The following is a 17478-nucleotide window of genomic DNA, read 5'->3' as shown; positions in this document are numbered from 1 at the left end:
AGAAAAAATGAACGAGTTAGCCAAAGTAAAAAATATTAAGTGTTTAATTTGTGACGTTGATGGCGTTTTAACTGATGGCCTGCTCTACCTTGATAACTATGGTAATGAATTAAAGAGCTTTCATGTGCAAGATGGCATAGGGTTAAAATTGCTCATGGCAGCGGGCATAGAGGTCGCAGTGATTACTACTTCACAAAACGCTGTTATTGATCACCGAATGAAACAACTCGGCATCAAACATTACTTTAAAGGGCAACTTGAGAAGACCGATGCTTATAACCAGTTAAAAGCACGTTTAAACCTGAACGATGAAGAGTTTGCCTATATTGGTGATGACCTACCTGATTTGCCAATTATTAGACAGGTTGGCTTTGGCGTTGCAGTAGCTAATGCGGTGAGCCAGGTTAAAGAATTTGCTGCCTGGCAAACTGAGAAAACAGGCGGTCGCGGAGCTGTTCGCGAACTCTGTGAGCTAATTCTTAGATCGCAAAACTTGCAAGATCTTGCCCTAAATCGGTATTTAGCATCATGAACGCCGCAAAACAAGCTGCCTGGTTATGTTGTTTACTATTAGTTTTGGCTGGTTCAGGACTATACTTCGCCAGTGCTAAGCCAATTAAACGATTGGATGATACTGCTCTTTCCAAAACGGCAGATATGATTATTTCCAATTTAACTGTCATGCGTTTTGATGAGAAAGGTAAGCTTATTAACTACTTACATAGTCCCGAAGCACAACACATCCCTGAGAATAATACGCATTTTTTTAAGTCGCCCCGTTTATCCCTTGCGCAAGAAAATCAACCTGACTGGGAAATCAGTTCTCAAACAGCAAGGGCTATTAATGGCGGTGAGAAAATTACTTTTAGCCATAATGTGGTTGTGCATCAGGATAAGAACAAGCGTGGACAAGAAAGCACGTTAAAAACGGAAGAATTGCACTACTTTTCTAAAACAAAAATCGCTAACACTGACTTAGATGTCAGTTTCGAACAACCTGGTAATATTGTTCACTCAAAGGGCATGAAAGCTAACCTTGAGGAAAAACGAATACAATTACTGAGCCAAGCCCATGCAACCTTCGAGCCCACAAAACATGGTTAAAACAAAACGACTTCAGCTTTTCGCTTTGCTTGCGCTTACCCTAGCAAGTTCTGTTTGTTTAGGCTTGCCGGATGATCGGGAAAAGGTTTTAGAGTTATCAGCCGACCAAGCTGACTTGAATCAACAGACTCATCATGGCGAATATACGGGTAATATACAACTTGATCAGGGCTCATCCCATTTACGCGCTGCATTTGCGATTACTGAGGGTGATAAGCAAAATAAATTAGTGATGGCAGAGGCCATGGGTGATCAAAAAGATCCAGCCCATTTTTGGACACTAACTGCTGCAGATAAACCACCCTTGCATGCCTATGCAGATACCATTCGTTATTATCCAGATCGACATCTGATTGAGCTTATTGGACATGCGCTAGTAACCCAGGGGGATAACTCCTTCTCAGCGCCCAAAATCAGCTATGATACAGTCGAACAACATGTTATTTCCAAAAGTGATGGAAAAAATCGTACAACCATAATTATTCACCCAGAGAAAAAGGCATGAGTGAGCTGTCGGCCAGACATTTAAAAAAATCATTTAAAACACGCACTGTGGTTAACGATGTATCTATTAATATTCGCCGCGGTGAATGCGTTGGTCTATTAGGTCCCAATGGTGCTGGTAAAACAACCTGTTTCTATATGATTGTTGGCTTGCAATCCTGTGACGAAGGGCAAATTATTCTTGACAACCAGGATGTTACCAAAGAGCCGATGCATAAACGAGCACGCAGGGGAATTGGCTATTTGCCGCAAGAGGCCTCCGTTTTTCGCAAGATGACCGTTGCCGAAAACATCCTATCTATTTTGCAGTTACGCAAAGATCTCAGTGAGCAAGCACGAAATGAAAAACTGGATCTACTCATGCACGAATTCCATATCTCTCACCTACATAAAAGCCTAGGTATGAGCTTATCAGGCGGTGAACGCCGTCGCGTGGAAATTGCCCGTGCTCTAGCCATTGAGCCTCATTTTATCTTGCTTGATGAGCCTTTCGCCGGCGTTGACCCTATTTCTGTACTGGATATTAAGAGAATTATTTCTCATTTATGCGATAAAAATATTGGCGTCTTGATCACCGATCATAATGTGCGTGAAACGCTTGATATTTGCGAGCGTGCCTATATTGTAAGCCAGGGCAAGATCCTTTGTGAGGGGTCGCCGGAAATGATCCTCGCAAATAAGCAGGTACGAGCTGTCTATTTGGGCGAAGAGTTTTCCTTATAGTGGGCAAATGTTAGGAAAGAACTTCAAACCAGCTGCCCCTCATCCGCCCTACGGGCACCTTCTCCCCTTTGGGGAGTTTGAGGTTGCAAGAAATACAGACTTTTTGTGAATAGGCCCTTATAACATGATAGTTTTGATAGACAATTACGATTCATTCACTTATAACCTAGTGCAATATTTTCAAATGCTTGGCCAAGAGGTTCTCGTTTTTAAAAATGACCAAGTTTGTCTTAGCGAAATTGATCAACTGTCCCCCAGTCACTTGGTTATTTCTCCCGGCCCTAAAGGCCCAGAAGATGCTGGTATTTCACTTGCAGTGATTAAACATTTTTATCAACGCCTACCTATTTTAGGAATCTGCTTGGGTCATCAATGCCTAGCCTATTCCTTTGGTGCTTCGATTATTTCTGCCCCGGAAATAATCCATGGCAAAACCTCTGCAATCAGGCATCACAAACAAGGGCTTTTCCGTAATCTACCAAGTCCTTTCCAAGCAACCCGCTATCATTCCTTGGCTGTTGATGTTAAAACCTTAGCAGAGAGTTTTGCGATTGATGCCTGGGCTGGGGAGACAATTATGGCAATCTCCCATCGTCAATACCCCCTTTATGGTCTACAATTTCACCCAGAAGCAATTTTAAGTGAACATGGCCTACAACTTTTAACTCATTTTTTATGTACATGAAAATCAATAAATTATTAGAGCAATTGATTAACCATCAATCCTTATCAGCACAGCAAATGAAAGAGCTAATGCTCGCCTGTATGAGCGGCGAATTAACTGACGCACAAATTGCTGCTTTCTTAGTTTTGATGCGGATGAAGGGGGAAACCGTCGAAGAATTAACCAGCGCCGCGTCGGTCATGCTGAAGTTAGCTCACTGCATAGACTTGGGCGAAGAGCTTATTGATATTGTAGGTACTGGTGGTGATGGAAAAAATACCTTTAACATTTCAACTGTTAGTAGCTTTGTTGCCGCGGCTGCGGGCGCCAAGGTAGCCAAACATGGCGGGCGTTCTGTATCAAGCCGGAGTGGTAGCGCCGACTTATTAATGCATGCCGGTTTTGAACTGAATTTGACTGATGAGCAATTAAACCAATGCATGCAAAGCTGTGGCCTAAGCTTTTTATTTGCGCCACATTTTCACCAAGCAATGCAACATGCTAAAAATGCTCGCCAACAACTTGGTATAAGAACTCTCTTTAATTTTCTTGGCCCCTTGGTAAATCCTGCCCGAGTGAAAAAACAGGTCGTTGGTGTCTTTGCTAATAACTGGCAAGAACCCTTAGCTAAGGTGCTTGCTAATTTAGGATCTAAACGAGCCTTTGTGGTCAATTCGCGAGATGGCATGGATGAGGTCAGTATTTCAGCAATTACGGATGTCGTTGAGTATCATGAGGGACTCTATAAGCAATGGTCTATTGATCCCAAAGACTACAACTGCTTTCATGCTAGTCTTGATGCAATTGTTGTTGACTCCCCAGCACAGAGTCTTGCGATAGCCCAAGAAGTGCTGGATGGCAAATCAGGACCCGCTCGTGATATTGTCTTGCTAAACACAGCTCTAGCCCTTTTCTGTGCAGAATTAACAGCAACTTTTGGCGATGCTGTAGAAAAAGCAAGGTTGGCCATTGATAGCGGTGAAGCACTGAATCGCTTTAATCAACTCAAAGAATTAACCCATACTTTTAAGACTATCTAATTATGACCAGTATATTAAATCGCATTGGCGAGCATAAACGCCAGGAAGTAGAAGCAGCAAAACGTACTAACCCCCTAAGCAGCCTTAATCTGGCTGATGCCCTGCCCCCGCGTGATTTTGTAGTTGCCTTGCAAAAAAGAAATCCAGCCATCATTGCAGAAATTAAAAAAGCCTCCCCAAGCAAAGGCTTAATTCGTGAAGATTTTGAAGTGGCAACCATCGCCAAAATCTACGAACAACATGGAGCAAGCTGCCTTTCGGTCCTAACAGACATTGATTTTTTTCAGGGACATCCCAGCTATCTTGCCCAGGCAAAAACAGCAGTATCCTTACCAGTCTTACGCAAAGATTTCATCATTGACAGCTATCAGATTTATGAAAGCCGTGCCTTGGGCGCCGATTGTATATTACTGATCGCTGCTATGCTTGATGATCAGCAATTATATGATTATTGCCAATTAGCCCAAGAACTGAAAATGGCTGTGCTTGTAGAGAGCCACACACTTGAAGAATTCCAACGTTCCTTGCCTTTACCAACTCCGCTAATGGGTGTTAATAACCGTAGTTTACATAGCTTCATCACTAATTTAGAAACCAGTCTTAACCTGGTAAACCATCTCCCCGCAGATAAAATTCTAATTACAGAAAGCGGCATTAATACTCGCGGTGACATTGAGCTTATGCAAGAGCATGGGATCAACAGCTTTCTCATTGGGGAAAGTTTAATGCGCTGTGAAAATATTGGTGCAAAGCTGGATGAGTTCATGGGGGTATAAATCACGTTAATGTCATGGCGAAGATCTAAGGGATGGTGAACAAATCTTATTCTTTTGGGCTAGTTTAAGATTCCATTTAACAAAAAATTGTTTTACTGTGCTAAATTTAGCATAATGAAGCCCTTTTTTTATTTCTGAGAAACTATGTCACAAAAGAAAATAACAATCGATCTTCTCAAACAAATAGTAGCGACAGCTGAGAAAAATCAAGCAGGCGATACTGCAGATTACATTCCCGAATTAGCTAATGTTAACAAAGAGTTAACTGCTATGGCAGTTAGTACGCTTGAAGGTGAAACCCATTCTTACTCTAATATGCCTCTGGAACCAGTTACCTTGCAAAGCACGGGTAAGTTGGTTCCTCTTATAGGTTTACTTGAAGAGTTCGGAGCAGAACAGCTCTTTGAATGGGTGAAAGTTGAGCCTTCGGGAGATGATTTTGCTTCGATTACCCGCCTTGCACAATTTGGTCCAAAACCATCTAATCCTATGCTCAATGCGGGCGCAATTACTTTATGCTCCCATATCCCTGGTATTGGCGAAGAACAATTTGCCTGGCTCGAACATTGGGTACAAAAATTATTTAATCAGCGCTTAACTATAAATCCCTTAGTGTTTGCTTCTGAAAAAAGAACCGGTGATCGCAACCGTTCATTGGCCTATTTACTCAAAAGCCGTAAGAACTTAGGCGCGGGAGTCAATGAGACACTCGAATTGTATTTTGCTCTCTGCTCCTATGAAGCCTTGCTCGAACAAATGCTCTATTTGCCAACAATGCTTGCTAATGGCGGTAAAGACCCACTAAGTGGTAAACAAATTATTTCCTCAGAAACCTGCAAAATAACCTTGGCTATCATGGCTACCTGCGGCCTTTATGACGAAACAGGAACCCATATGGTCAAAACAGGCATCCCAGCGAAAAGCGGCGTTTCTGGATACACAATCGGCGTGGTTCCACGCAAGGCAGGAATCGTCGTTTTAAGCCCTAGAGTCAACCCCAAGGGTAATAGCATTCGCGGGGAAATTATGTTGGAAGAATTATCTCGTACCATGCATTGGCATTTTGCAGAGCTGTAGCCCCCCTTATATCCCCTCACTACCATTAAGTTAAGGGCATTTGTCATTCCCGCGAAGGCGGGAAACTATTTCTAGCTAAGCACAGTGCCAATGTAGAGATGGTTTCCCGCCTTCGCGGGAATGACAAAACCTTCCTAACTTAATGGCAGTAACTGTACCCTCTCCCCCACGCTAAACGCGGTGGAGAGGGAATCAAAGGGGAGCTGTAGCACAATGCAACTCAACCATCCTCATAAGGCTCAGGACTATCATAAGGCTCAGGCTCTGGATCATCATAGGGATTAGGCTCATCCGGTTCAGGAAGTTGAGGATCTTCCATAGGTGAGGCTGGTATTTCCTCGGGATGTTCAGCAAACAAAGGTTCCATATTCGTAAAAACTCGCTAAAATCTCCTGTATCTTAAATATAGTCTATCTACCATGCATAACGACCCTAAGGCTCTCACTGTTAGCCAACTCAACCGTCAGGTACGCTCCTGGTTGGAGATGGAGTTAGGTGAAATCACTGTGATTGGTGAAATATCGAATTTAGCCAAACCCAGCTCTGGCCACCTTTACTTCAGCCTTAAAGATCCTGGTGCGCAGATCCGCTGCGTTTATTTTCGCAATCATCATGACCTTAACAGCAAAAACTTTAAAGACGGCCAACAAGTTCTCGCTCAAGGACGTTTAAGCTTGTACGAGGCCAGAGGGGACTATCAGCTTATTGTGCATTCATTAAGCGAAGCTGGCTTAGGTGAGCTTTATCGTCAATTTGAATTGCTAAAGGCAAAATTGCAGGCTCAGGGTTTATTTGAGGAAGCAAGAAAAAGGAAATTACCCCTCTACCCCTCTGTCATCGCCGTAGTTACTTCAAGCTCAGGCGCTGCTCTTCGCGATATATTAACAACCTTAAAACAGCGCTATCCCCTGGCCGCAGTCAAAGTTTATGCCAGTGAGGTACAGGGAAAGGACGCGGCTCAACAGCTGGTTAATGCCCTTAACAGGGCAAACAAAGAGGCTGTAGCCGATGTGCTTATTCTGGCCAGAGGTGGCGGTAGTATTGAAGACTTATGGGCATTTAATGATGAGCGACTGGCTCTGACAATTAGTCAAAGTGCAATTCCCATTGTCTCTGGTGTTGGTCATGAAACTGACTTTACCATTGCTGATTTTGTCGCCGATTTGCGAGCAGCAACCCCCACTGCAGCAGCACAAGCAGTGACTCCAGACCAATTTGACTTAAAAAACAGGCTAGCAACTCTTGAGGAACGGATTTTCAGGGCTACAAAGCGCCTCATTCAGCATCAACAACTCCTGCTATCCCATCACATCGCTAAGTTTTTATCACCAGCCCAGCTTATTAACAAATATTGGCAAACTATTGATTATCAAGAACGACAGCTTAATCACCATATGCGAGGCCTGCTCTTTCAAAGGCAAAAGCAGCTGCATCTCTTAACTACCAAGCTCAATGCTAGAAATCCAATGGCGCTTGTACAACAGACCAAGGCCAAAGTACAAGGACTTGAGCAACGGTTATCCCAAGCGATGATGGAAAAATTTAATAAGCTAAAACATAAACTTAGTACGAATATGGCAACCTTGCATGCTGTTAGCCCCTTGGCTACTCTGGATAGGGGTTATGCCTTAGCTACCTATAAGAAATCAGTTTTATTTAATTCTGTTCAAGTCAATATCGGTGAGACTATTAATGTTCGCCTGGCGAAGGGTAATCTTTTGTGCCAGGTCATTAATAAAAACGAAGAGGTTTAAAAATGTTCGATCAGTTATCAGCCAGTCTCACCCAGATTGTCAGTCAAACTCAGGCAAATATGAAAACACTTGCTGTTATTCTAGCAATCCCCTGGGCTGTCTTTTTTCTTAACCAAATGATGGGCAAGCGCCTACTCTACTTAGGCATAATTCCTAGGCATCTTATCGGCCTCCCCGGTATTATTTTATCGCCCTTACTGCATGCCAATTTTAATCACCTTTTCTTTAACTCCATCCCCTTAGCAGTCTTAGCGAACTTCATTTTAATCAATGGGTTAACCTATTTTCTGTGGGCAACTCTAATTATTACCCTACTTAGCGGCATCTTAGTCTGGTGTTTTGCTAAGCCAGGAATCCATGTTGGTGCAAGCGGTGTTATTACCGGTTATTGGGGACTCTTGGTTAGCGATATTTTCAACCAAGGCTCAGCAACAGCAATAATCTTAGGTCTTATCAGTGTTTATTATTTCGCAGGTATTTTCTTTGGCATTTTTCCAGGGAAAAAAGGCGTGTCTTGGGAAGGGCATTTGTTTGGTTTATTGTCGGGCTTAGCTACTAGTTATCTTATTCGTTATGTTGGTCTGGTGAGTGCAGGTTAAGAACAGAACTTCGAACCAGCAGCCCCCTCATCCGCCCTGCGGGGAGAAGGTGCCAGCAGGGCGGATGAGGGGTGCTTCACCCACCAACCTACAATCAACTTAAAGCAAAATTAACACCCAATTGTTTTTGCAAAGCATTCTGATAAACAACCTGGGCGATGCTAATATCCTGAATTGCTAAACCGACAGATTTGAACACTGTTATTTCCTGTTTATCAGCTTCATTAGCAGTCAATATCACCTCACCTAACTCTCGAATTGCTGACTGCTCTAACATTTTATTTTTAATCGCGCTAACAATTTCACCTGATTCGGCAAGCACCGCTTCCAGCTGGTCAGCAACAACGATTGAATGGGCCATCACATCATTGGCAAGCTCACACATTTCAGTGGAGTGAGAACCTATTGCGTTGATATGTACGCCCGGTTTTAAATCTTTAAGATAGAGGAGCGGTTGAGTGCTCCCTGTTGCCGTGCAAATAATATCAGCCTCTTTAACCGCATCGCTAATGTCATCATAGGCCTTGCTTTCAAGACTGCTATCAAGTGATCTTGCAAAGGCCTGTGCATTTTCCTTATTGCGGGACCAGACTGAAACTCGTTTAATATCGCGAACTGCTCTGACCGCCTCAAGTTGTGTCAGGGCTTGGGTGCCTGAACCGATAATTGCCAAATGCTCAGCATCCTCTCTTGCAAGATATTTGCTAGCCAAACCCGACACAGCGCCTGTCCTCAAAGCAGTCAGATAAGCCGCTTCCATCATTGCCAGAGTTTCACCACTTTTAGCATCAAGCAGCACAATAGCGCCATTAATAGCGGGCTTAGCCTTATGCAAATTATTAGGAAAAATAGAGACAAGTTTTACCCCCAAAGCCTCTTGTCTTTCTAAATAACCAGGCATTGTTAAAGATAAAGCACCTTCTTTGGCAACAGCCACCGGAGTTCTTAAGGGTAAAACAACCTCTTTATTAATGAGTTGTTTAAAAGCAATTTCCATCACATCGATAGCCTGCTTCATGTTAATACATTGTTTGATCTCATTTAGCGTTAAAAGGGTAATATTCATAAATTCTCTCGTTATTAGGCTCAATGACCTGTATATCTGGGGGGCTTATAAATCTTTTCAAGGCCATTAGATGTCTATGATGAAGAGACAAGCTAGCCTCTTTTCCGAAATCCCGCGGCTTGACCGCGGGATTTCGGGGCTTTTTTTGGATTGCCACTTCTATCACCCTAAATTTTTGTCCACTGCCCAAAGGTATAGTATACTTCTGCGCCTTGTTCTAAAGGCTTTAATTCCAGTCATGGCAACAACAATACTTCAACATCCCGCGGTAGCTGCTAAGCAAGTTTGGGGACAGCTTTATGGCTGTAGTCTTCCCTTAGCGCTTGCTGAATACTGTCAACAAAAAAAAGGGATTAAATTATTAATCACTCCTGACAATTTAACAGCAGGACAGCTACTTGCCGAGCTCGAGTTTTTTCTTGATAGAAAAAACAATCCGCAAGAATTACTGTTTTTCCCCGACTGGGAAACCCTGCCCTACGATCAATTTTCACCTCACCAAGATATCATTTCCGAACGACTAGCAACCCTAAGCAGACTCCAGCAAAGCAGCAATGCGATAGTGATTAGTTCGGTGAGCACCTTAATGCACAGGCTTTGCCCGCCACAATTCCTGCATCACCATGCCCTAATGCTCAAAGAAGGACAAACCCTAAACTTAGAGCAATTCAGGCATCAGTTGCAGCAAGCGGGATATCACTCCGTCAATAAGGTTCTTGAACATGGCGAATATGCTATTCGTGGTGCCATATTTGACGTATTTCCCATGGGTAGTTCCTTCCCCTTTCGCATTGAATTATTTGATGAGGATATAGATAGCCTGCGTCAATTTGATCCTGAAACCCAACGAACCATTAGCAAACTCAGTGAGATCCATGTCTTACCAGCACGTGAATTTCCTTTAAATGAGCAGAGTATTACACTCTTTCGCCGAGCCTTTAGAGAGCAATTTACTGGAAACCCTAGCCAATGCCCTGTGTATGAAGCAGTTAGCGATGGCCAGTTCCCTTCTGGAATTGAATATTATCTTCCCCTATTTTTTGAGCAAACAGCGACTTTTTTTGATTATCTACCTGCCGATGCCGCTGTATGTTTGGTGGAAGCAATCCAGGAACAGGCCGAACAATTTTGGCAGGAATTATCAACGCGCTACGAGCAACGAAGTTATGATATTTCTCGCCCCATTTTAAAACCAAACGCCTGTTTTTTGACTCCAACCGAATTATTAACTGAAGCCAACAAATACCAACAACTACGCTGCTTCCATGAGACTGTAGAAAAGAAAGGTGCCCTATATAATTTCGAGATTGTGAAAGCCCCTTCTCTTCCCTTAGAACGGCAAAGTACCCAACCCTTAAGCAAGCTTGCTCACTATCTGGCAGCGGCTGACAAACGTTATCTCTTGGTGGTTGAAAGCGCTGGCCGACGTGAGGTCTTGTTGGATTTGCTGCGCCAAAATGAGTTAAGTGCAAAAACCCAAGACTCTTGGCAAGACTTTCTCAGCGATGATGCGAAGGTCAACATTACTACGGGGCCACTGACTCAGGGCGCTGAATTGCTTGAGCAAAATCTTGCAATCATTGTTGAGGCGCAACTTTTTGGCGAACAGGTTATTCCCCAACGACGCAGCAGCCAAAAGTCTGTTGATCCTGATTTAATCATTCGTGACCTGGCTGAGCTTCGCCTTGGCGCTCCTGTTGTGCATATCCAATTTGGTGTTGGGCGATATCAAGGGCTAAAAACTCTTGAAAGTAATGGCTCAGCCAATGAGTTCCTCATCTTAGCTTATGCAGGGGATGATAAAATCTATGTGCCAGTTACCTCCTTGCACCTCATCAGCCGTTACACCGGGGTCGATAGCGAACACGCGCCCTTGCATAAACTCGGTAGCGATCTCTGGCAAAAAGAGAAAAAACGAGCGGCGGAAAAAATTCATGATGTCGCCATTGAGCTTTTAGAAATCTATGCAAAACGAGAAGCTAAACCCGGTTATGTCTACGAGTTTAATGCTAGCGAATATCAACGCTTTGCCAGTGGTTTTCCCTTTGCTGAAACAACTGACCAGCTAAGATCAATTGAACAGATTATCAAGGACTTACAATCACCGCGCCCGATGGATCGCCTAATTTGCGGTGACGTAGGCTTTGGTAAAACTGAGGTTGCCATGCGCGCCGCTTTCTTGGCCGTTCAAAATGGCAAACAAGTCTGTGTGCTTGTGCCCACCACACTTTTAGCGGGTCAGCATTTTGAAACCTTCCGCGACCGTTTTGCTGAATTCCCAGTCAATATTGAATTACTATCTCGTTTCCGCAGTGCTAAAGAAGCGGAAAAAATTGTTGAATCACTTAAAGACGGACGAGTTGATATTGTCATCGGGACACATAAGCTCTTTTCCAAGGACATCCAATTTAAAAATCTTGGCCTGCTGATTATTGATGAAGAACATCGCTTTGGGGTTAAACAAAAAGAACATATCAAAGCTCTACGTACCAATGTTGATATTTTATCAATGACTGCCACCCCTATTCCGCGAACCTTGAATATGGCGATGGCCAATATCCGTGATATTTCACTAATTGCTACTCCACCGGCGAAACGTCTAGCAGTCAAAACCTTCTGGCAGGAAAGGAATGAGCCCATTTTAAGAGAAGCTCTGCTGCGTGAAATTCTACGTGGCGGTCAGGTATTTTTCTTACATAACAATGTACAAACCATCGAGCGCATCTGTCAGGATTTACAAACGCTGGTACCCGAAGCCAAGGTTCGCTTTGCCCACGGCCAGCTGCGCGAACGAGAGCTTGAGCGGATCATGTCCGACTTTTATCATCACCGTTTTAATGTTCTGGTTAGTACAACCATTATCGAAACAGGGATCGATATTCCCACAGCTAATACCATCATTATCGATAGAGCAGATAAATTTGGTTTGGCACAGTTACACCAATTACGTGGGCGCGTAGGCCGCTCTCACCATCAGGCTTATGCCTATTTATTAACCCCTAATGAGAAATTATTAACCCCTGATGCGGTCAAACGCCTTGAAGCGATAGTCTCACTCGAAGACTTAGGCGCAGGCTTCACACTCGCCACCCATGATTTGGAAATTCGCGGTGCAGGTGAACTCTTGGGCGAAGAGCAAAGCGGCAATATGCATGCAATCGGCTTTACTCTCTTCATGGAAATGCTGGAGAGGGCTGTTAGTGATTTGAAAGCGGGTAAAACGCCAGAATTAGCAACCCCTATGCAACAAGGGCCAGAGATCGATTTACGCCTAAGTGCAATCCTGCCTGAGGACTACATCGCTGACATCCATACTCGCCTCATTATGTATAAGCGTATAGCCAATGCCGCCCATAAAGAACAGTTGCGCGACTTGCAAATCGAGATGATTGACCGTTTCGGCCTGTTACCGCAACCTGCTAAAAATCTTCTTTTGGTGACTGAACTTAAATTATTAGCTAGCCAATTAGGCATCAACAAAATCAATGCGGCTCAGCAGGCAGGAAAAATTGAATTCAGCGAACAACCAGAAATTGATCCCGCCGTTCTAATTAGCCTGATTCAACTCCAAGCCAAACGCTACCAGCTAGAGGGCCCTACTCGCCTACGCTTTACTCTGGATAGCACCTCAGCTGAAGAGCGTATTCATGAGATAAAGGCCTTGCTGATAAAGCTGGCAAAGAAGCCATTGGAATAGTACTTTTTAGCAAGATGAACCAACAGGGGCTGAGCACTTGCCTCACTGTCATTAAGTGAAGGACTACACCCTTGCCTACGTCCCGCGACTTGTTCGCGGGACGTGGGGATTTTCTTCACTTAATAATGAGCACTTCCTTCAATTAAATCTAAATAATCACTATCAAAATATTCTTTCAAGCGCTCAGGTTAACTTAATATAAATATTGAATAATTCGTGATTCTCTTTACTGGATATTTTTTGCCTTTTACGCTGGAAATCAACATGTATATTCATCTCACTGGACTTTACAGTTTATCTATCAAAGCAATCCGCGATAAATTTAATACTCTACCTAAAGATCTAATAACTCTCGATTTATCAGGGAACAATCTAGGGAAAATGAATATTCTAGATTTAATGGGAGCATTTGAGTATTTACCCCCAAACGTTAGTCGTATTTATTTACACAACAATTTCTTTAGCGAAACCGATATTCACACTAATTTAGCAACCTATTTTAAGCTGAAAGGTTTTAAGACAACTCGTGAAATGTTTTTGGAGAAGCCTTTACCCGCATCTAGTTCTAAATCGCCTCTCCCTGTCCGTCAACCAGCGAAACGTCGCGATTACCATGAACAATCCAGAGGCCATAGCCTGACAAAAACCACTCCTCCCCCACTGCGCCTTAAGTTGAATGAAATCATAGACACTTCCTTGATTAGATTCAATTTAACTCGAGAATACTATCAAACTGTGAGCGAGCAATTAATGAGCAAAGGCTATAGGCTTGAACAAACTAACAAGCTGCTTTTACAAGATGATAAAGCTCCTCATCTCAATTTACTGAGAATGCATGATGCTCTTATGCGTTTGATTGGCAAGGATGAGATAGGACACAGCGACCTAATTCAAATGTTTGGCGAACCTAAGCGTACAGAACACTTAAACAGTTTTATGCAAAATTATCAGAGGCTGAGACAGCTAGGTTTTAGCGCCTTTGAAATTTCCAGAATATACACCTTCGATAGTGCGGTAGAGAGCGTAAAGCTAATCCTACAAGAACTTAATACCCTCCAAATGGGAGGGCATAGTTATGCAGTTATCACGCAATTTGCTTGTCGAAAAAATGGGGACCTTAAGCTTAAAGAAAAGATTAAAAATATAGGAGCATCCTTGAATTATTCTGCTGAAGACGAGTCTTCAAGCAAATTACCTCCGAATGGTCCTGAGCAAGAGGCTTATCCCAGTTCATCTCCCCAGCCACCTGTGGCTGATGAAGCTGAAGATAACCCCGCGCCTGTCAACCCCAAAATCGAGCCAAACCCTCATTCCTTTTTTAGTGAAATGGCTGATGCTGAACCAGCTCCTCTATGCTCATCTGACCAGGAAGATGGGCAATGGACGTCTTTGTTTCCTAAGGGGAAAACATTATTTGCTGAAACAGAAGAAGACAATGGTTCCTATATCAGCATGCTCTCAGGAAGTAATTGCTAAGATCTGGGTTGGGGTTAATAACCCCTGGTCCTTTCATCCCCTGAGGTCTGTGCGTAAGCACAAGTCTCGAAGCCTCACTCTGTGCAAGGCTTCGAGACGGCCTAAAGGCCTCCTCTCAAAGAACGGTTTTCATTACTTCCTTCACTTAAGCGTGGAGAAAAGGTGTCCGAAGGATAGATGAGGGTTAGTGCTAGAACCGCCCCTCATCAGCCACCACCTTCTCCCCAAAGGGGCGAAGGGAGAAAAAAGAGTCTCTTCTCCTCGTGAACGGGGAGAAGGTGCCCGAAGGGCGGATGAGGGGTTGCTGGTTCGAAGTTCCTTCCTGATATTTGCCCCAAAGGGACTGAGTTGCTCAGCTCGAACGGTTTGGGGTAGCATCCTTAACTGCCCCCTGAGATATCCCCCTGGAGCATAGACGCACTCATTCGCAGCAACCTAGCGCGTCCCTCCAATTGTGAGAGCATCGATTTTTAAGGTTGGCTGGCCAACACCCACAGGTACAGATTGACCATCCTTACCGCAAACACCAATGCCACTATCGAGAGCCAGATCATTACCTATCATCGAAATTTTCTTCATAACTTCAGGCCCATTACCGATCAGAGTAGCTCCTTTCACCGGCTTGGTAACCTTGCCATCTTCAATCAGATAAGCCTCGCTCGCTGAAAACACAAACTGTCCCGAGGTAATATCAACCTGACCACCACTGAAGCTCACCGCATAGAGACCGCGTTTAACTGAGCGAATGATTTCTTCCGGTGAATGATTGCCGGCCAGCATGTAGGTATTAGTCATCCGCGGCATTGGCAGATGTGCATAAGACTCCCGACGGCAATTACCTGTAGGTTTCATATTCATCAGCTTAGCATTAAGTTTATCTTGCATATAATTAACCAGCACACCGTCTTCTATGAGAGTTGTGCATTGTGAGGGTGTTCCCTCATCATCAATACTTAACGAACCTCTTCTATCTTTGAGAGTACCATCATCGACAACTGTCACTCCCTTTGCCGCAACCTGCTGACCAATACGGCCAGAAAAAGCAGATAAACCCTTGCGATTAAAATCGCCTTCCAACCCATGGCCTACAGCCTCATGCAAGAGTACACCTGGCCAACCAGGACCAACGACCACAGGCATAGTTCCTGCTGGCGCATCTTCTGCGTCCAAATTTATCAGCGCCTCACGGACAGCCAGGCGCGCGTAGTCCAAGGCTCTTTCCTGCTCAGTAAAATAGGAATAGGCAACACGTCCCCCCCCGCCTGAACGACCTGATTCGCGACGGCCATTTTTATCCTCAACAATAACGCTCACATTAACGCTGACAAGGGGACGAATATCTGCAGTCAACTCACCATGAAGGCCTGCTACCATCACTACCTCATAGCATCCGCTTAGGGAGGCATTGACCTGAATAACCCTTGGATCAATTCGTCTTGCTTCCTTATCAATCGCTTCCAATAAAGCAATTTTTTCCTGTTTGGACATGCCCTCGATGGGGTTTATGGCCGCATAACGGCTAATCGGATTAGTAGCAATTTGGATTGCCTGCGCGGATTTAGTGCTGGAAAAGGCTATTGACCTTGCCGCATCAGCTGCACGTTGCATTGCGGGCAATAAGATATCATCACAGTAAGCATAACCTGTTTTATCACCACTTACCGCGCGAACCCCAACTCCACGATCAATTGAATAACTTCCGCTTTTTACCTCTGAATCCTCCAAATACCAGGATTCATAGCTGCTCGATTGAAAATAAAGATCAGCATCATCCACATGATGGCTCAGCATAGAGCGAATTAACCTGTCTAACGCTGATTCATCCAGCGAGGCGGGTTTTAATAATAGATCTTTAGCGATGGCCAGTGCCTGAGTCATAATTCTACCTTCTAAGAATGTCATTTATTGATGAGCACATGATGCTCATTACTGGGAAACTGTAGGCGCAATTGCTCCAAACGATGTAAATCAATGTCAGCAGTTATCATACCTATGCCTGCTTCATGGCAAGAAATAACCTTTCCCCAAGGTTCGACAATCATACTATGTCCGTAGGTTTGCCGGCCATTCTCATGTTGTCCACCCTGGTTAGGCGCAGCTACATAGCATAAATTCTCTATCGCCCTCGCCCTTAATAAAACCTCCCAATGCGCAGCACCAGTCACTGCCGTAAAAGCTGAAGGCACAGCCAAGATTTGAGCTCCCCTTACTACTAATTGTCGATGTAATTCTGGAAAACGCAAGTCGTAGCAAACAGTCAAGCCCACTCTGCCAATTGGAGTATCAACCACCACGACTTCATCGCCTCGTTCAACAGTTGACGACTCCTGGTGCGCCTCATTATCAGCAACCCGCACATCAAAAAGATGGATTTTGTCATAACGAGCTGCACATAAGCCTTTGTTATCAAAGACAAGAGAACTGGCTCTGACTCTGTTATTCAGGCCTTTTAAGGGTAAGGTACCTGCAATAACCCATAAACCATAAGATTTAGCCCAATGGCTGATTTTCTCCTGGATTTCGCCGACACCATATTTTTCAGCAATGCTCAATTTATCGCTTTCGTGCATCCCCATAAACGCAAAATTCTCAGGAAGCATCAATAAATCAGCCTCTTCCTCTTTTGCATTAATAAAAAATTGTTCAATCTGTTTCAAGTTATCACTGACCGAAGCAGAGGAAACCATTTGCGCTGCAGCTAATTTAGGCATAAACCCGTCCAAAGATGTTGAATTTTCATTATCTGTGATTCATCTATAATTTTTCAACCGTCACCCAAAGATTATCTCCGTTTACCTATATATTATAGTTACCCCAAATTCTTGCTGCTTGACCACGGGAGCTATGTGACTTACACCAGAGCTAGATCCCGCGGTCAAGCCGCGGGAATTCGAAATAGGTTAGAGTTTGTCAGATTACTTTTTATATTAAAAGGATTCGAATCCCCGCGGCTTGAGCCATAGGTATCAACACAAATGTCCCTCCTTGTCTCAACATT

16 protein-coding genes are annotated in these 17478 nt (G+C 43.9%); 12 read left to right on the top strand and 4 right to left on the bottom strand.

Annotated features, from left to right (window positions below; translation table 11 throughout):
* The first annotated feature begins 7 nt into the window (after positions 1–7).
* The 8 genes from BN1094_RS14585 to glsA all read left to right on the top strand — a co-directional run bounded on the left by BN1094_RS14585 (position 8) and on the right by glsA (position 5888).
* Positions 8–532 carry a KdsC family phosphatase gene (locus BN1094_RS14585; RefSeq protein WP_044011813.1) on the top strand — a complete coding sequence of 175 codons (525 nt, stop codon included), beginning with the start codon at positions 8–10 and terminating at the stop codon, positions 530–532.
* Positions 529–1104 carry an LPS export ABC transporter periplasmic protein LptC gene (gene lptC / locus BN1094_RS14580; RefSeq protein ID WP_044011812.1) on the top strand — a complete coding sequence of 192 codons (576 nt, stop codon included), beginning with the start codon at positions 529–531 and terminating at the stop codon, positions 1102–1104. The genes BN1094_RS14585 and lptC overlap by 4 nt, the downstream gene beginning before the upstream one ends.
* Positions 1073–1609 carry a lipopolysaccharide transport periplasmic protein LptA gene (lptA, locus tag BN1094_RS14575; RefSeq protein WP_245614338.1) on the top strand — a complete coding sequence of 179 codons (537 nt, stop codon included), beginning with the start codon at positions 1073–1075 and terminating at the stop codon, positions 1607–1609. Before lptC ends, lptA begins: the two co-directional genes overlap by 32 nt.
* Complete coding sequence (gene lptB / locus BN1094_RS14570; RefSeq protein ID WP_044011810.1) at positions 1606–2331, top strand: LPS export ABC transporter ATP-binding protein; 726 nt, start codon at positions 1606–1608, stop codon at positions 2329–2331. Before lptA ends, lptB begins: the two co-directional genes overlap by 4 nt.
* 124 nt (positions 2332–2455) lie before the next feature.
* Positions 2456–3016, top strand: coding sequence for an anthranilate synthase component II (locus tag BN1094_RS14565; protein WP_044011809.1), 561 nt, complete (start codon positions 2456–2458; stop codon positions 3014–3016).
* Positions 3013–4035: an anthranilate phosphoribosyltransferase gene (gene trpD / locus BN1094_RS14560; RefSeq protein WP_044011808.1), complete on the top strand. Its 1023-nt coding sequence runs from the start codon at positions 3013–3015 to the stop codon at positions 4033–4035. The genes BN1094_RS14565 and trpD overlap by 4 nt, the downstream gene beginning before the upstream one ends.
* A gap of 2 nt (positions 4036–4037) precedes the next feature.
* Positions 4038–4811 carry an indole-3-glycerol phosphate synthase TrpC gene (gene trpC, locus BN1094_RS14555; RefSeq protein ID WP_044011807.1) on the top strand — a complete coding sequence of 258 codons (774 nt, stop codon included), beginning with the start codon at positions 4038–4040 and terminating at the stop codon, positions 4809–4811.
* Between the two features lie 144 nt (positions 4812–4955).
* Positions 4956–5888, top strand: coding sequence for a glutaminase A (glsA, locus tag BN1094_RS14550; protein ID WP_044011806.1), 933 nt, complete (start codon positions 4956–4958; stop codon positions 5886–5888).
* 220 nt (positions 5889–6108) lie between these two features.
* Here the strand turns inward: glsA and BN1094_RS19905 are convergent, their stop codons facing one another.
* A complete protein-coding gene (locus BN1094_RS19905) occupies positions 6109–6255 on the bottom strand; it encodes a hypothetical protein (protein ID WP_176695308.1) in 147 nt (48 codons plus the stop codon).
* Positions 6256–6307: 52 nt separating this feature from the next.
* Between BN1094_RS19905 and xseA the strand changes: the two genes are divergently transcribed.
* Positions 6308–7642: an exodeoxyribonuclease VII large subunit gene (gene xseA, locus BN1094_RS14545; RefSeq protein ID WP_044011805.1), complete on the top strand. Its 1335-nt coding sequence runs from the start codon at positions 6308–6310 to the stop codon at positions 7640–7642.
* A 2-nt stretch (positions 7643–7644) separates the two neighbouring features.
* Positions 7645–8241 (top strand): rhomboid family intramembrane serine protease, encoded by a 597-nt coding sequence (locus tag BN1094_RS14540; protein WP_044011804.1) that lies wholly within the window; start codon positions 7645–7647, stop codon positions 8239–8241.
* Positions 8242–8335: 94 nt separating this feature from the next.
* Here BN1094_RS14540 and BN1094_RS14535 read toward each other — a convergent pair whose 3' ends face one another.
* Positions 8336–9307: an ornithine cyclodeaminase family protein gene (locus BN1094_RS14535; RefSeq protein WP_044011803.1), complete on the bottom strand. Its 972-nt coding sequence runs from the start codon at positions 9305–9307 to the stop codon at positions 8336–8338.
* A 238-nt stretch (positions 9308–9545) separates the two neighbouring features.
* Between BN1094_RS14535 and mfd the strand changes: the two genes are divergently transcribed.
* Both mfd and BN1094_RS14525 read left to right on the top strand, forming a co-directional pair.
* Positions 9546–13004: a transcription-repair coupling factor gene (gene mfd, locus BN1094_RS14530; protein ID WP_044011923.1), complete on the top strand. Its 3459-nt coding sequence runs from the start codon at positions 9546–9548 to the stop codon at positions 13002–13004.
* Between the two features lie 264 nt (positions 13005–13268).
* A complete protein-coding gene (locus BN1094_RS14525) occupies positions 13269–14480 on the top strand; it encodes a hypothetical protein (protein ID WP_044011802.1) in 1212 nt (403 codons plus the stop codon).
* 435 nt (positions 14481–14915) lie between these two features.
* On the opposite strand, the gene tldD is transcribed toward BN1094_RS14525, so the two are convergent.
* A complete protein-coding gene (gene tldD, locus BN1094_RS14520; RefSeq protein ID WP_044011922.1) occupies positions 14916–16358 on the bottom strand; it encodes a metalloprotease TldD in 1443 nt (480 codons plus the stop codon).
* 20 nt (positions 16359–16378) lie between these two features.
* Complete coding sequence (locus tag BN1094_RS14515) at positions 16379–17191, bottom strand: carbon-nitrogen hydrolase family protein (protein ID WP_044011801.1); 813 nt, start codon at positions 17189–17191, stop codon at positions 16379–16381.
* Between the last annotated feature and the right edge of the window lie 287 nt (positions 17192–17478).

It is taken from the genome of Legionella massiliensis (assembly GCF_000756815.1).
In the GTDB taxonomy this organism is placed as follows: domain Bacteria; phylum Pseudomonadota; class Gammaproteobacteria; order Legionellales; family Legionellaceae; genus Tatlockia; species Tatlockia massiliensis.
Note: the sequence above shows the minus strand (reverse complement) of the source record. Positions and strands in the feature narration are given on the sequence as shown.

What these genes read in the sequence shown, in the direction of transcription:
- trpD (WP_044011808.1), top strand. Translation starts at nt 3,013, where the DNA reads ATGAAAATCAATAAATTATTAGAGCAATTGATTAACCATCAATCCTTA.
- BN1094_RS14585 (WP_044011813.1), top strand. Translation starts at nt 8, where the DNA reads ATGAACGAGTTAGCCAAAGTAAAAAATATTAAGTGTTTAATTTGTGAC.
- mfd (WP_044011923.1), top strand. Translation starts at nt 9,546, where the DNA reads ATGGCAACAACAATACTTCAACATCCCGCGGTAGCTGCTAAGCAAGTT.
- trpC (WP_044011807.1), top strand. Translation starts at nt 4,038, where the DNA reads ATGACCAGTATATTAAATCGCATTGGCGAGCATAAACGCCAGGAAGTA.
- lptA (WP_245614338.1), top strand. Translation starts at nt 1,073, where the DNA reads ATGCAACCTTCGAGCCCACAAAACATGGTTAAAACAAAACGACTTCAG.
- BN1094_RS14535 (WP_044011803.1), bottom strand. Translation starts at nt 9,307, where the DNA reads ATGAATATTACCCTTTTAACGCTAAATGAGATCAAACAATGTATTAAC.
- xseA (WP_044011805.1), top strand. Translation starts at nt 6,308, where the DNA reads ATGCATAACGACCCTAAGGCTCTCACTGTTAGCCAACTCAACCGTCAG.
- BN1094_RS14515 (WP_044011801.1), bottom strand. Translation starts at nt 17,191, where the DNA reads ATGCCTAAATTAGCTGCAGCGCAAATGGTTTCCTCTGCTTCGGTCAGT.
- BN1094_RS19905 (WP_176695308.1), bottom strand. Translation starts at nt 6,255, where the DNA reads ATGGAACCTTTGTTTGCTGAACATCCCGAGGAAATACCAGCCTCACCT.
- lptC (WP_044011812.1), top strand. Translation starts at nt 529, where the DNA reads ATGAACGCCGCAAAACAAGCTGCCTGGTTATGTTGTTTACTATTAGTT.
- lptB (WP_044011810.1), top strand. Translation starts at nt 1,606, where the DNA reads ATGAGTGAGCTGTCGGCCAGACATTTAAAAAAATCATTTAAAACACGC.
- BN1094_RS14525 (WP_044011802.1), top strand. Translation starts at nt 13,269, where the DNA reads ATGTATATTCATCTCACTGGACTTTACAGTTTATCTATCAAAGCAATC.
- glsA (WP_044011806.1), top strand. Translation starts at nt 4,956, where the DNA reads ATGTCACAAAAGAAAATAACAATCGATCTTCTCAAACAAATAGTAGCG.
- BN1094_RS14540 (WP_044011804.1), top strand. Translation starts at nt 7,645, where the DNA reads ATGTTCGATCAGTTATCAGCCAGTCTCACCCAGATTGTCAGTCAAACT.
- BN1094_RS14565 (WP_044011809.1), top strand. Translation starts at nt 2,456, where the DNA reads ATGATAGTTTTGATAGACAATTACGATTCATTCACTTATAACCTAGTG.
- tldD (WP_044011922.1), bottom strand. Translation starts at nt 16,358, where the DNA reads ATGACTCAGGCACTGGCCATCGCTAAAGATCTATTATTAAAACCCGCC.